Source organism: Pseudomonas sp. PDM13, assembly GCF_025685765.1.
Taxonomy (GTDB): domain Bacteria; phylum Pseudomonadota; class Gammaproteobacteria; order Pseudomonadales; family Pseudomonadaceae; genus Metapseudomonas; species Metapseudomonas solani.
Map to the genome: position 1 here is coordinate 305,379 of NZ_JAOTQU010000003.1, position 14,001 is coordinate 319,379.

The 14,001-nt window shown below is 65.2% G+C and carries 15 protein-coding genes; 3 read left to right on the plus strand and 12 right to left on the minus strand.

The genetic code is table 11. From position 1 onward, the window contains the following. Positions 1 to 79: 79 nt before the first annotated feature. From OEJ36_RS05220 to rplU, 5 genes are all read right to left on the minus strand, one after another. Positions 80 to 544, minus strand: a complete 465-nt coding sequence (locus tag OEJ36_RS05220; protein ID WP_263400622.1) for a CreA family protein — start codon at positions 542 to 544, stop codon at positions 80 to 82. A 12-nt stretch (positions 545 to 556) separates the two neighbouring features. Further along, on the minus strand, positions 557 to 1,675 hold the full coding sequence (proB, locus tag OEJ36_RS05225) for a glutamate 5-kinase (protein ID WP_263400623.1): 1,119 nt from the start codon (positions 1,673 to 1,675) through the stop codon (positions 557 to 559). A gap of 80 nt (positions 1,676 to 1,755) precedes the next feature. Beyond that, the gene (gene cgtA, locus OEJ36_RS05230; RefSeq protein WP_263400624.1) at positions 1,756 to 2,976 is read right to left on the minus strand and encodes an Obg family GTPase CgtA; all 1,221 of its coding nucleotides are present in this window, start codon (positions 2,974 to 2,976) and stop codon (positions 1,756 to 1,758) included. A gap of 141 nt (positions 2,977 to 3,117) precedes the next feature. After that, positions 3,118 to 3,375, minus strand: a complete 258-nt coding sequence (rpmA, locus tag OEJ36_RS05235) for a 50S ribosomal protein L27 (protein ID WP_031287649.1) — start codon at positions 3,373 to 3,375, stop codon at positions 3,118 to 3,120. Between the two features lie 25 nt (positions 3,376 to 3,400). After that, positions 3,401 to 3,712 (minus strand): 50S ribosomal protein L21, encoded by a 312-nt coding sequence (gene rplU, locus OEJ36_RS05240; RefSeq protein WP_021219380.1) that lies wholly within the window; start codon positions 3,710 to 3,712, stop codon positions 3,401 to 3,403. A gap of 244 nt (positions 3,713 to 3,956) precedes the next feature. Between rplU and OEJ36_RS05245 the strand changes: the two genes are divergently transcribed. Then, positions 3,957 to 4,925 (plus strand): polyprenyl synthetase family protein, encoded by a 969-nt coding sequence (locus OEJ36_RS05245; protein WP_263400625.1) that lies wholly within the window; start codon positions 3,957 to 3,959, stop codon positions 4,923 to 4,925. 227 nt (positions 4,926 to 5,152) lie between these two features. Next, positions 5,153 to 5,401, plus strand: coding sequence for a hypothetical protein (locus OEJ36_RS05250; RefSeq protein ID WP_021219382.1), 249 nt, complete (start codon positions 5,153 to 5,155; stop codon positions 5,399 to 5,401). Between the two features lie 84 nt (positions 5,402 to 5,485). Here the strand turns inward: OEJ36_RS05250 and OEJ36_RS05255 are convergent, their stop codons facing one another. The 5 genes from OEJ36_RS05255 to OEJ36_RS05275 form a co-directional block, all read right to left on the minus strand. Next, positions 5,486 to 6,103, minus strand: coding sequence for an FKBP-type peptidyl-prolyl cis-trans isomerase (locus tag OEJ36_RS05255; RefSeq protein ID WP_263400626.1), 618 nt, complete (start codon positions 6,101 to 6,103; stop codon positions 5,486 to 5,488). An 85-nt stretch (positions 6,104 to 6,188) separates the two neighbouring features. Continuing rightward, entirely contained in the window at positions 6,189 to 6,494 is a 306-nt protein-coding gene (locus OEJ36_RS05260; RefSeq protein WP_263400627.1) for a DUF6482 family protein, read from the minus strand. A 131-nt stretch (positions 6,495 to 6,625) separates the two neighbouring features. Next, positions 6,626 to 7,120: a TIGR00645 family protein gene (locus OEJ36_RS05265; protein WP_031287650.1), complete on the minus strand. Its 495-nt coding sequence runs from the start codon at positions 7,118 to 7,120 to the stop codon at positions 6,626 to 6,628. Positions 7,121 to 7,315: 195 nt separating this feature from the next. Next, the gene (locus OEJ36_RS05270) at positions 7,316 to 7,657 is read right to left on the minus strand and encodes a hypothetical protein (RefSeq protein ID WP_263400628.1); all 342 of its coding nucleotides are present in this window, start codon (positions 7,655 to 7,657) and stop codon (positions 7,316 to 7,318) included. 210 nt (positions 7,658 to 7,867) lie between these two features. Beyond that, positions 7,868 to 10,381: a Lon protease family protein gene (locus tag OEJ36_RS05275; RefSeq protein ID WP_263400629.1), complete on the minus strand. Its 2,514-nt coding sequence runs from the start codon at positions 10,379 to 10,381 to the stop codon at positions 7,868 to 7,870. Between the two features lie 266 nt (positions 10,382 to 10,647). Between OEJ36_RS05275 and OEJ36_RS05280 the strand changes: the two genes are divergently transcribed. Continuing rightward, on the plus strand, positions 10,648 to 12,453 hold the full coding sequence (locus OEJ36_RS05280) for a DUF4105 domain-containing protein (protein WP_263400656.1): 1,806 nt from the start codon (positions 10,648 to 10,650) through the stop codon (positions 12,451 to 12,453). On the opposite strand, the gene OEJ36_RS05285 is transcribed toward OEJ36_RS05280, so the two are convergent. Together OEJ36_RS05285 and OEJ36_RS05290 are read right to left on the minus strand one after the other, a co-directional pair. Further along, positions 12,447 to 13,370, minus strand: coding sequence for an SMI1/KNR4 family protein (locus OEJ36_RS05285; RefSeq protein WP_263400630.1), 924 nt, complete (start codon positions 13,368 to 13,370; stop codon positions 12,447 to 12,449). The genes OEJ36_RS05280 and OEJ36_RS05285 overlap by 7 nt on opposite strands. Further along, complete coding sequence (locus OEJ36_RS05290) at positions 13,370 to 13,930, minus strand: NADAR family protein (protein ID WP_263400631.1); 561 nt, start codon at positions 13,928 to 13,930, stop codon at positions 13,370 to 13,372. The genes OEJ36_RS05285 and OEJ36_RS05290 overlap by 1 nt, the downstream gene beginning before the upstream one ends. Positions 13,931 to 14,001: the final 71 nt, after the last annotated feature.

The window sequence follows — 14,001 nt, forward strand, 5'->3', positions numbered from 1 at the left end:
GCCGGTTTTTTATTGCCCGCGAAAAAGCATCGCCGAAGCGCGACCACAAAAAAAGCCCGGCGAACCGGGCTTTTGATCTTCAGCGCGACTCGGCCCAGGGCAGGATCGGGATCGCGGTGACCGCATTCTGCGGACTGCCCTCGATCACCCGATCGCTGTACACCAGGTACACCAGCGTATTGCGCTTCTGGTCGAAGAAACGCACCACCTGCATGGTCTTGAACACCAGCGAGGTGCGCTCCTTGAAGACCTCCTCGCCATCCTTCAATTCACCCTTGAAGTGAATCGCCCCCACCTGACGGCACGCGATGGAAGCCTCGGCACGATCCTCGGCCAGGCCGAGCCCACCCTTCACTCCGCCGGTCTTGGCGCGCGACAGGTAGCAGGTCACGCCATCCACCTTGGGGTCATCGAAAGCCTCGACGACGATCTTGTCGTTCGGCCCCACCCACTTGAACACGGTGGAGACCGAACCGATCTCCTCCGCAGCAGCCAGCAAAGGCATGCACAACACCAATGCCGACAATCCCTTGATCACGCGCATCCGAACGCTCCTTCAGACCAGAACCAGATTATCCCGATGCACCAGCTCGGGCTCATCGACATAACCCAGCAGTTTCTCCACCTGCTCGGAGGACTGCCCGATGATCTTCTGCGCCTCCAGGGCACTGTAGTTGACCAGGCCGCGCGCCACTTCGCGCCCATCCGGCCCGACACAGACCACCATCTCGCCACGGCGGAAGCTGCCCTGCACCGCCTTCACACCCACCGGCAGCAAGCTCTTGCGGTCGTCACGCAGGGCCTTCACGGCGCCAGCATCCAGCACCAGGGTACCGCGAGTCTGCAGATGGCCAGCCAGCCACTGCTTGCGCGCCGCCAGCATGCCGCGCTCGGGCGCCAGCAGGGTACCCAGGCGCTCGCCCGCCTTGAGGCGATCCAGCACCCGCTCGATGCGCCCACCGACGATCACCGTATGCGCGCCGGAACGGGCCGCCAGGCGCGCCGCACGCAGCTTGGTCTGCATGCCACCACGCCCCAGCGCACCACCGGTACCGCCCGCCACGGCGTCCAGCGCCGGATCATCGGCACGGGCCTCGAAAATCAGCTGGGCATCGGGATTGTGGCGCGGGTCGGCATCGAACATGCCGTCGCGATCGGTAAGGATCACCAGCAGATCAGCTTCGACCAGGTTGGCCACCAGGGCCGCGAGCGTGTCGTTGTCGCCGAAGCGGATTTCGTCGGTGACCACCGTATCGTTCTCGTTGATCACCGGAATGGTGCCGAGCTCGACCAGGGTGCGCAGGGTGCTGCGCGCATTGAGGTAGCGCTTGCGATCGGAGAGATCGTCATGGGTCAGGAGAATCTGCGCGGTGTGCCGGCCATGCTCGCCGAAGCTCGACTCCCAGGCCTGCACCAACCCCATCTGCCCCACCGCAGCCGCGGCCTGCAATTCATGCATGGCTTTCGGCCGGGCGCTCCAGCCGAGGCGGCTCATGCCCGCCGCCACGGCACCAGAGGAAACCAGCACCAGCTCGACCCCGGCATTGCGCAGGGCCACCATCTGCTCGACCCAGACCGCCATGGCATCACGATCGAGACCACGACCATCCGCCGTCAGCAGCGCACTGCCGATCTTGACCACCCAGCGCTGCGCGCCCGTCACCTTGTCCCGCATATCTTCCAACCTTAGCTAGAAAGCCGTGCGGCCCACGGCGCACAGCCTATGGCGATCATTTGCGCCGAGCGGCGCACTCATCAGGGAACGTAGAAGATTTCCGGACCGTCGCCGTCGTCTTCGTCATCATCGAAGTCATCGTCGTCATCCTGCGCACCGGCGCTCTTCAGCCCGGCACGGCGCAGGGCACGCTGATCGTCCAGCGCCTGCAGACGGGCACGCGCCTCGTCCTCGATACGCTGATCCAGCTCCGCGAGCCCTTCGGCGTACTCGGGCTCCTCGCTCATGCGCAGGGTGCGCTCGTCGAGGTAGCGCATGATGTCCTGGGACAGCGCCTCGGTGCCTTCACGCTCCAGCGCGGAAATCACATAGACCGGACCCTCCCACTCCAGGCGCTCGATCACCGCCTTCAGGCGAGCCTCGCGATCCTCGTCGAGCAACTGGTCGGCCTTGTTCAGCACCAGCCAGCGGTCACGCTCGGTGAGCGCGGGACTGAATCGACCCAGCTCCTCGATGATGGTGGCAGCCGCTTCGGCCGGATCGCTCTCGTCCAGCGGCGCCATATCGACGATATGCAGCAGCAGACGGGTACGCGCCAGGTGCTTGAGGAAACGGATACCCAGGCCCGCACCTTCGGCAGCGCCCTCGATCAGGCCAGGAATGTCGGCCACGACGAAGCTCTTGTAGCGCCCCACGCTGACCACACCCAGGTTCGGTACCAGGGTGGTGAAGGGGTAATCGGCAACCTTCGGCTTGGCAGCGGAAACCGCACGGATAAAGGTGCTCTTGCCCGCATTCGGCAGGCCCAGCAGACCGACATCGGCCAGCACCTTCAATTCCAGCTTGAGGTCACGGGAATCACCAGGCTTGCCATTGGTGGTCTGGCGCGGCGCACGGTTGGTGCTCGACTTGAAACGGGCGTTGCCCAGGCCGTGCCAGCCGCCCTGGGCGACCATCAGCCGCTGACCGGGCTTGGTCAGGTCACCGATGATTTCCTGGGTGCCGGCATCGATGATGGTGGTCCCGACCGGAACGGGCAGGACCAGATCATCACCCTTGCGGCCGGTGCAGTCCTTGCTGCCGCCGTTCTCGCCACGCTGGGCGTCGAAACGACGGGTGTAGCGATAGTCGACCAGGGTGTTCAGGTTCGGGTCGGCTTCCATGAACACGGAACCGCCATCACCGCCATCGCCGCCGTTGGGGCCGCCCTTTTCAATGAATTTTTCGCGACGGAAACTCATCAGGCCGTTGCCGCCGTCACCCGCTTTTACAAAGATCGATACTTCATCGACGAATTTCATCAGGACGCCTCCCGCCACGCGGGACGGGTTGAAAGAAAAAAGAACACAAGGATACAGGGAAGCCCGCGCAAATCGGAGTTTCCATCTATCAGAAACAAAAAAGCCCCGTCGCGAGACAGGGCTTTTGCAGCGGAGTCGCGATTAAGCCGCGACGACGCTCACGTACTTGCGACCGAAAGCGCCTTTGACCTCGAACTTGACCACGCCGTCCACTTTCGCGAACAGGGTGTGGTCTTTGCCCAGGCCAACGCCGTAACCGGCGTGGAACTTGGTGCCGCGCTGACGCACGATGATGTTGCCGGCCTTGATGACCTGGCCGCCGTACAGCTTCACGCCAAGGCGTTTACTTTCTGAGTCGCGGCCGTTGCGGGTAGAACCGCCAGCTTTTTTGTGTGCCATGAGTCAAATCCTCCAAAAAAGGAAATTAGGCCTGGATGCCGGTGATTTTGATTTCAGTGAACCACTGGCGGTGGCCCTGGCGCTTCATGTGGTGCTTACGACGGCGGAACTTGATGATGCGCACTTTGTCGTGACGGCCTTGAGCGACCACTTCAGCGACTACTTTGGCGCCATCAACGACCGGAGCGCCGATTTTCACGTCGTCGCCATTGCCGATCAGCAGAACGCGATCGAAGGTCACGGATTCGCCGGTAGCGATCTCGAGCTTCTCGATCTTGAGGAATTCACCTTCAGCGACTTTGTATTGCTTGCCGCCGGTAACGATAACTGCGTACATGGATTTTCTCCGTTAAACCTGCTCACCCGACGCTTTATAGAAATAAGTAGGGGTCGGCATGGCTGCATGGGGCCGGAACTGGAACCCGTGCAATTGCGTAAGGCAGGAAAATGCCCAAGGAAGTTCAGGGGCCGCGATTGTACGCAAGCCATGATTGCCGCGCAAGCACCGCTGGTACTCGCCTTGACAGCCCCCACCCTGCCCCCTAGCATGCCGCGCAACCTCAAAGGAGCACCCCTCGCTGATGCAACCCCAGGCCTTCTACCGCGTGGTGGCGGACGATTTTACCGCAGTCGACGACATCATCCGTCGGCAACTCACCTCCCGCGTTCCCCTGGTGGAGAAGATCGGCGACTACATCGTGTCCGCCGGCGGCAAGCGCCTGCGTCCGCTCCTGGTCCTGCTCAGCGGCAACGCCCTGGGCTTCGGCGGTGAACAACTGCGCCTGCTCGCCGCCACCATCGAATTCCTGCACACCTCCACCCTGCTGCACGACGACGTGGTCGATGCCTCCGGCCTGCGCCGCGGCCGTTCCACCGCCAATGCGCTGTGGGGCAACGCGCCGAGCGTACTGGTGGGCGACTTCCTCTATGCACGCTCCTTCGAAATGATGGTAGAGCTGGGCTCGATGCCGGTGATGCGCATCATCTCCCAGGCCACCCGCGTGATCGCCGAAGGCGAAGTGCTGCAGCTGTCGAAGATCCGCGACGCCAGCACCACCGAAGAAACCTATATGGAAGTCATCCGCGGCAAGACTGCGATGCTCTTCGAGGCCTCCACCCACAGTGCCGCCGCGCTGGCCCAGGCCCCGGCCGAACAGGTCGAAGCCCTGCGCACCTTCGGTGACTACCTGGGCATCGCCTTCCAACTGGTGGACGACCTGCTCGACTACCGTGGCGACGCCGCCACCCTGGGCAAGAACGTCGGCGACGACCTGGCCGAGGGCAAGCCCACCCTGCCGCTGATCGCCACCATGCGTGACGGCACCGCCGAGCAGGCCGCCGTGGTCCGCCAGGCCATCCAGCAGGGCGGCAGCCAGGACCTGGAAGGCGTCCGTGCAGCCGTCGAAGCCGCCGGCGCCCTGGACTACACCGCCCGCCTCGCCCGCGACTATGCCGAGCGCGCCATCGCCTGCCTGGAGGTGCTACCGGACAACCAATACCGCGACGCCCTGATCGAACTCACCCGCTTCGCTGTCGCACGCACGCACTGATCCAGACCCGCATCAGCAAAAGCCCGTCCTCGCGACGGGCTTTTTATTGCGCCACCGCCAGCCCTCTTCCGATTCCCCACAACGCAGTGGATACGGGCTTCGGGCACAGACTCGGGCGCACCATCCAGCGTGACCTGGATCAAGCAGACGACGAAAGGCGCAAATCGCGCTTGCCATTTTGATAATAGGAATTATTCTCATCTCACTACTTTTCAAGGAGATGAGCCATGACCTACCTGATCGATGCCTGGCTGGATCGCCCGCACCCCTACCTGCGCATCCTCCACCGTGAAACCGGCGAAGTGTGCGCCATCCTCGAAGAGGAAGCCCTCGACGAACTACGGGACCAGGGGGATCTCGACCTTGCCGGCCTGACCTCCAGCGAGCCCCTGATACTCAAGGAGCTGGTGCGCAGCCTGTTCCTCTTCTGCTATGCGCGGGCACTGCGTCCGCACAACGAGATCCAGCTGCACTGAAAGAGGTTCGAGCGGAGGCAAAGGCGCCTCCGCCGGTTCCCGGGCCGTCAGGGACGACGCGCCCGGCAATCACCCCGAGAAGGCTCAGAGGATTTCCAGCAGCTCCACGTCGAACACCAGCACGCTGTGCGGCGGGATGCTGCCAACGCCCTGAGCGCCATAGGCCAACTCGCTGGGCACGTGCAGGCGCCACTTGCTGCCGGCGTTCATCAGTTGCAGGGCCTCGACCCAACCGGCGATCACGCCACCCACCGGGAATTCGGCCGGCTCACCACGGTTGTAGGAGCTGTCGAACACGGTGCCGTCGATCAGGGTGCCGTGGTAGTGGGTGCGCACGGTGTCTTCGGCGGAAGGCTTGGCGCCCTCGCCCGCAACCAGTACTTCGTACTGCAGGCCGGACGGCAGCTGGGTCACGCCTTCACGCTTGGCGTTCTCCACCAGGTAGGCACGGCCTTCGCCAGCGGCGGCATCGGCTTTCGCCTGGGCTTCAGCCTGCATGCGCTCGCGGATCACCTTGAAGGCGGCGGACAGGGCATTACTATCCACACGGCTCTCGATGCCGGCGAAGGCATCGCGCAGGCCGGCGACAACGGCGTCGATGCTCACGCCGGGCGGGGGATTGTCACGGATCTGGTCGCCCAACTGGCGGCCGATGCCATAGCTGACACGGGTTTCATCGGTGGAAAATTCGAGTTCGGACATGGCCGGGGCTCCGCTCTGGAAAAAAGGTCGGCCAGACTAGCACAGCCCCCTTCCGCACCCTATCCCCGCATCGCACCCCGCCCGTTCAGCGACTGGAACTCATCGACAGCGGCACCCGCAACGCGCTGCGCCCATCGGGGGCGATGCCGCACATCTCATCGTGCACCGACGCATGCACCAGATAGAAAGGCAGGCGCGGCAGCTCGTGTAACAGCCCCCGCGCATGCTCCACCGAGCGCAGTTGCATCGCATGGCCACGGCCATCGTCCAGGGTGTGGCAGCGCCCATCGATATGCGCCTGCAGCAAATAGATGCCCCCTTCCATGGAGATGAGGTCGAGCCCCTCGATATGCCCGGCACGGGCTTCGCTGGAAAGGGTCTGCAGGTTCATGGCGTCACCTCGGCGGTCTGTACAGGAAAAAGTTAAATACAGTTTCTGTACAGGATCAAAACCGCCGGGCAGAAACACGACCGCCCACGAGCGGGACGCTGACGGGCGGTCATGGTGGCGCAGGAAGGCGATCAGTGATCGTGCTTGGTCATCTTGTCCAGGTAACCCATGGCGAACGCCGAGATCACGAAGGTCATGTGCAGTATCACGTACCACATGATCTTGGCGTTATCGATGTTCTGCGCATCCATGAACACCCGCAGCAGGTGGATCGACGAGATCGCCACGATGGACGCGGCCACCTTCATCTTCAGCGAGCCGGAATCCATCTTGCCCAGCCAGCTGAGCTTCTCCTTGCCTTCATCGATATCCAGCTGGGAGACGAAGTTCTCGTAGCCCGAGATCATCACCATCACCAGCAGGCCACCCACCAGCGACATGTCGATCAGCGACAGCAGCACCAGGATCAGTTCGGCTTCGGTTTTCTCGAAAACATGGGGGAGGACGTGATAGACCTCCTGGAAGAACTTCAGCGACAGCGCCAACAGCGCCAGGGACAGGCCGAAGTAGATGGGCGCCAGCAGCCAACGCGCCGCGTACATCGTGTTTTCCAATAAGCGTTCCATGAAGCCTCGCATCCAGAATCAAAACTGGCGGCGAGTATAACGAGCACATTCCTACAGAAAAACAGGCAAGTAATGCCTCGAAATATCCCCAACAGCTGTGGATAACCCTGTGAACAGTCTTGGGAACGATGGCCCGGAGCAGGTGTGGCCGGGGCTCGCCGGGCGCTGCGCAAAAGCTGCTCAACGCGAAGGCCGTCAGGTCTCCGGGCTGAACAGGAAGCTGCCCAGGCTGTGACGCCGCTCGCCATTCAGCCGGCGCAACTCACCCTGCACATGGATACGCCAGATCATCGGGCCCGCGCATTCGCAGTAGCCCAGTTCGGCCAGGCAAGAAGCAATCGCGGACAGTACCGATTCAGCGACGAAAGGCCCGTGGAATGGGCCCTGCGCCTTTAGCGCGGAAGGCTGCGCCCCGGAGATGCCGGCCGCGCAGATAAGCGTCCAGAGTCCCTTCTCTCCAGCCAGTGGCAGGATGACGCACTCGATGCGCGTAACCAGCCCCAGGCATTGACGGGTAAGGCAGAGGTTGCGGGACATAACGGCGTTCCTCGCGTAGACCTGCGGCCAGCCTACACCCGCATGCAGCCCTGAGGAAGTGAGGAAACCTTATCCACGCCAGCTGTGGATAAGCCTGTGGATGGAGCGGTGAAAAGTCTGTCGGACCGGCAGCCGCACTGGGCCGGCCCTCTTCGCTCAATGACTGACCAGCCACGACGCCCGCAAGCGCCATGACCGGTCATCGCCTGGTCAGGCCGGCCCCTGGATCTTGTCCTCGGGCGGGGTCTTCTTGCCGGGCTCCTTCTTCGGCCCCTTGCGCGGCGGCTTGGCCGGTGCCGGCGCTTTCTCCAGCGCGGCGACGGCTTCCTTGGCCGCATCGGGCTTCTCTTCCTCCTCCATACCCATCTCGGCGATCTCGCGCAGGCGCTCCACCACCCGGGCGTTGACGCTGCCCTTGGGGAAACGGCCCTTGTCGTCCGGGCTGCCCGCCGCCTCGCCCACCAGCAGGCTCAGCGCCTCGTCGGCCTGGCGCACCGCGTAGACGTGGAAGCGTCCGGCACGCACCGCCTGCAACACGCGCTCGTCGAGCATCAGGGTGGCGACGTTGGCCTGGGGGATGATCACGCCTTGTTCGCCCGTCAGGCCACGCGCCTCGCAGAGGCGGAAGAAGCCCTCGATCTTCTCGTTGACCCCGCCGACTGCCTGCACCTCGCCGAACTGGTTGATCGAGCCGGTGATGGCGAAGCACTGTTTCAGCGGCGTGCGCGACAGGGCCGAGATCAGGGTGCAGACCTCGCCCAGGGAAGCGCTGTCGCCGTCGACATAGCCATAGGACTGCTCCAGGGCGATGCTCGCGGAAATCTCCAGCGGGAATTCCTGTGCATAACGGCTGCCCAGGTAACCGGTGAGGATCATCACGCCCTTGGAGTGAATGGGCTGGCCAAGGTTGACCTCGCGCTCGATGTCGACGATGCCCGAACCGCCCGGGTACACCGTGGCGGAAATCCGCGCGGGCACGCCGAAGGCCGAGTCGCCCACCTCCAGCACCGTGAGGCCGTTGCACTTGCCCACCGCTGCACCATCGGTGTCGATGAGGATGATGCCCGCCAGCATGTCATCGAGGATGCGCGCCGAAACGCGCCCGGTGCGGGTCGCCTTGGATTTCAGCGCACGCTCGATGTGCTCGGCGTCGGTCACCTTCTCGCCGGCCAGCTGGCGCACGAAGTCCGCCTCGCTGAGCAACTGGAACAGGTCGCCGATCTTCGCCGAGAGGCGCTTCTGGTTCTCCGCCAGGCGCGCGCTGTAGGTGGCCAGGCGCGCCACTGCGGCAGCGCTCAGCGGCGCCATGCCCTCTTCCGAGGTGCGGGTCTTGAGCAGTTGGGCGAACTGTTCGAGGGTTTCCTCCGACAGCGGGATCTCCTCATCGAAGTCCACCAGCACGCGGAACATCTCCTGGAAGTCCGGATCCAGGTCCTGCAGCGTGTAATACAGCTGGCGCGAACCGATGATCACCACCTTCAGCTGCAGCGGGATCACCTGGGGCGTCAGGGTCACCGTGGCCAGGCGGCCCAGCTCGGCCAGGGGCGATTCCATCTTCAGCTGGCGCGAATGCAGGGCGCGCTTGAGCGCATCCCAGACGAAGGGCTCGCTCAGCAGCTTCTCCGCCTCCAGCACCAGGAAGCCGCCGTTGGCGCGGTGCAGGGCACCCGGGCGCAACTGCCGGTAGCTGGTATAGAGGGCGCCCTGGTCGGTGCCGTACTCGATGCGGCCGAACAGGTTGTCGTAGGTCGGGTGCGACTCGAACACCACCGGCGCGCCGCCGCTGGCCGGGTGGCCCACCACCAGGCTCGGGCAGTACTGCTCCTCGAGCATCTCGCGGCGCTGCAGGTCCGGCTTGTCGTCGAGCATCTGGTCGACCACGGTCTTCAGCAGATTCACCTGCATGGCCTGCAGGTAGGCGACCACGCCGGCGTTCTCCGCGTACTTCTCGGAGAGCACGCACAGCAGCGGCTGCAGGGCCTGGGTGATGGTCTCGTCGTTGAGCTGGCGCAGCTGGTTGCTGGACTCGCGCTTCCATTGCGGCAGGCTGGCCAGCTCCTCGTTGAGGCGCTCCTCCAGACTGGAGATGTCCTCGTGGAAGCGTTCGCGCTCGGCTTCCGGCAGCTGGGCGAACTCGGCCTCGTCCAGCGCCTTGCCATCCTTCATCGGGGTGAAGGCGATATTGGCGCTGTCGCGGTAGAGCGCCACGTCCCTCTCCAGCGCCAGGCGCTCGATCACATCCAGGGCACGGTCGTAACGCTGGTTGAAGGCGCGGTCGATGGCGCTCTTCTTCTGCTGGAACGTGGGCGTCTCGAACACCGCCGGGAAGGTCGCCAGCAGGTTATCCACAAGCTGGCCGATGTCGGTGATGAAGGCGTTCGCCTCACCCGGTGGCAACTGCACGGCGCGCGGCTCGCGCGGCTCCTCGAAGTTGTTGACGTAGACCCAGTCCATCGGCGTTTCCAGGCGTTTGCCCTCAGCCTTGAGGTAGCGCTGCACGAAGGAGAAACGACCGGTACCCGGCTCGCCCATCACATAAACGTTGTAGCCCGGGCGCGGCATGGCGACGCCGAACTGCAGGGCTTCCACCGCGCGCTCCTGGCCGAGCACGCCGCGGAAAGGTTCGAGGTCGTCGGTGGTGGCGAAGGCGAACTGCTTGGGATCGAAGGGGCGGGTGAGCGCATCGGGCGCCAGGCGCAGGGAAGCGGCGAGGGGATCGGGCATCGGAAATCCTTATTGGCGACGCGGAAGCAATGGCCGCATTCTGGCGCCGCCTTTGTCCACGTTGCAAGGCGTTCCGACCTCAGCGGAGCGCGGCGCGAGGCGCTTCGCAAATGCATCGGAAGGCTTGCGCAATCGTGCATTCTGGCCTTGCTTGACACCCACCCCGGGCATCGCCAAAGCTCGCCCATCCCCTCCCCAGGCGAAAGCGAGCAGTGCAGTTGAAACGGATCTTCTCCCTCCTGGCGCTCTGCACCTGTACACACCTGATGGCGGCCCCCGCCATTCCCCAGCAAACCCTGCAGCGCCTGGCGAAAGACCCCTACTGGATCGCCCTCGGCCATTACGAAACCGGCAAGCTCGGCGGCTGGCGCAGCTACGTCGACGACGAACGCTTCTTCTTCGCCGAAAACGGCGACAGCGACCCCGCCGCCGAGCTCGCTGCCACGGTGGACGCCCTCTACCAGGACGCCAGCCTCGGTGACCGCCACCCGCAATGCCTCTACCCGGCGCGCACCCGCTGGCTGCGCGAGCGCCTGCAGCTGACCGGGCTGCCGGCGCCGGCCTGCAGCGAATTCGCCACCTGGTACCGCGACATCAACCCCCACAGCACGGTGCTGATCTTCCCCGCGGCGTACCTCAACAGCCCCTCGTCCATGTTCGGCCACACCCTGCTGCGCATCGACCAGCCCGACGTGCAGGAGAACAACTCCGCCCTGCTCAGTTATGCGCTCAACTTCGGTGCCTTCATCGAAGGCGCGGACAACAGCATCCTCTATGCCTGGAAGGGCCTGATGGGCGGCTACCCCGGCCTCTTCGCCCTGGTGCCGTACCGCGACAAGCTCAAGGAATACAGCCGCCTGGAAAACCGCGACCTGTGGGAGTACCGCCTCAACCTCACGCCCGAGGAAACCGGGCGCATGGTCGAGCACGTGTGGGAGCTGCGCCAGGTGCGCTTCGACTACTTCTTCTTCGACGAGAACTGCTCCTACCGCCTGCTGGAGCTGCTGGAGATCGCCCGCCCCGGTATCGAGCTCACCGAGCAGTTCCCGCTCACCGCCATCCCCACCGACACCGTGCGCGCCATCAAGGACGCCGGGCTGGTGGAGCAGATCGACTACCGCCCCTCGCGGGAAAAGGAACTGATGGCCCGTGCCGCGCCACTGGATGGCGACGAGCAGGACTGGGTCCTGCGCCTGGCGGAGGATGAAGGCCTGCTGGACGACCCGGCCTTCCGCGCCCTGCCCGCCCCGCGCCGCGCGCTGATCCAGGACGCCGCCTTCCGCCTGGAGCGCTACCGCTCCACCGGCGAGGAGCGCAGCGGCGCCCGTGCGCAGCGCAGCTTCCAACTGCTGCGGGCGATCAACCAGAACCCGCCGCCCCCGCTGCAGGCCGAACGCCCGGCGCTGCCCGAGGAAGGCCACGAGTCACGCACCTGGCAACTGGGCGTCGGCAGCCGTGAAGACCGCGCCTACGCCGAATACGGCCTGCGCATGGCCTACCACGATCTCAACGACAACCTCGCCGGCTTCCCCCTCGGCGCGCAGATCGAAATCCTCCAGCTCAAGCTGCGCCAGTACGAGCAGAACCACTGGCAGCTGCAGCAACTGGACTTCGCCACCATCCGCTCGCTGACCCCGCGCACTCAGCTGCTGCAGCCCTGGTCCTGGCAGGTGGCCGGCGGCCTGGAACGGGTGCCCGGCAAGGACGGTGACGAAACCCTGGTGAGCCACCTCAACGGCGGCGTGGGCGGCAGCTGGCAGCTGGGGGACGACGCCCTCTACTACGCCCTGGCCACCGCCCGGGTGGAGCACAACCCGGATTTCGGCGCCTTCGTCGCCGGGGCCGGCGGCTTCGATACCGGGCTGCTCTGGCGCAACGCACTGGGCAACCTCAGCCTGGAAGCGGCCGGCGATTACTTCCACAACGGCGAGGTGCGCCGGCGCCTGTCACTCAACCAGCAATGGGAGCTGAGCCCGGACCTGGGCCTGCGCCTCTCCGCCGAGCGCTCCTTCAGCCAGCTCGGCGGCAATGACAACGAAGTGATGCTGCAGCTGCGCTGGTACCACTACTGATCGAGGTAGCGCTCGGCGATGCCGCGCCCAGCGAACCAGGCCACCACGGCCTCGCGCTTGAGCAGGCGGGCGTACACCGGCGCATTCGCCCCGCCGCGGATCAGTTGCCCAAGGTCCACACCTGCATCGGCCAGACGCACCAGCAGCGCTTCGTCACCGGCCTCCACAGCGTGCTCCAGGGCCAGGCGCTGCAAGGCCGGCTCGGCCAGTAGCCGGCCGTCTTCCAGCGCACTGCGCCAGTCCTGCACCTGGGCACTCATCCCCGCCCGCAGCCGCTGCGCCAACCCGGCATCCTCGGCGGCCAACGGGTCCAGAGCCTCGTCCAGCTCCAGGCCGGTGCCGTCGGCGCCCTCGGCAAAGGGGTCGCTGTAATACACCAGTTGGGCGAACAGCCCCTCCAGATCGTCCGCCACGCGGGCGAAGGAGTCCTCGTGCAGGCGCATGGGCCAGGCCGGCGGCAGCCCCTTGCTCCAGGCATAGACAGCGCCGAAATTGTCACCCGGCTCGATGCGGACATAGATGCGCTCCAGGTACTCGAAGCCGCCCACGGGCAGGAACGCCAGGCGCCCATCCCAGTCGCGGCCCTCGTCCTCGGCGAACTCCCGAGCGCCCTCCTCCTCGTGCTCGACCCAGCCCCACAGGTCGTGGTAACCGTCACTGCCAGGGAAGAACAGCTCGCTCAGGGAGAAGGGATGCAGGTGGCCCTGGTAATCCACCTGGAAGTCGTAATCGAGGCGGCCACCGAAGGCGACACGCCACAACCGCACCAGGGTCGGTGGCAGCGGACGCCCCAGGCGCCGCTCCACCTCGGCCAGCTCGGCATCGGTGATCGGCGGCCGGGCCTCGTGGATGATGCGCCTGGCGAAAGGCACCAATCCGTGCCGGCGCAGGCGTTGCAGTTCGTCGTCGGTGAACATCAGGCCTGCCCTCCCAGTCGCTCGCGCACCTGCATCAGGGCGAAGCCCAGCAGGTTGAGGCCACGCCAGGTAGCGGGCTCACGCGCCGCCGCGTCCGCCTCGGCCAGGCCGATGCCCCAGACCGGGTCCACCGGGCTGGCCTCCACCAGCACCTTGGTGCCGGTGCCCAGCAGCACCCGTTGCATGTCGGGGTTCTGCTCGAACTTGCCGAGATTGCCTTCCACCACCAGGTCGAAGCTGTGCGTCCGCCAGCGGGCGTCATCGAAACCACGGACCTCGCGACCGAGCGCCTTGGCATCGGCCGGCGTACGGGCGGCGAGGATGCGCTCCAGCGCCTGCTCATCCCCGAACAGGCGCGCCTTGCCGGCCATCATCCAGTGCTCGGCGGTGGCATAGCGCACGCCATCCAGGGTGAAGGGCGACTTGAACCACTGGCTGAAACAGGCCTTGCCCAGCGGTGCACCGGGGGCGCTGCTGTGGCCCCAGAAGTACAAATAATCGAAGGATTCTCCCGCCGCGCAGCGCTCGCGCAGTTGCTCGACGGAGTGAGGGAGGTTCATGGGCGGTCCTTGCTCGGCACGTTCGAAAGGCGCACAGGATAGCCGAGCCCGGCGGCCTGGGCTGCCACCCG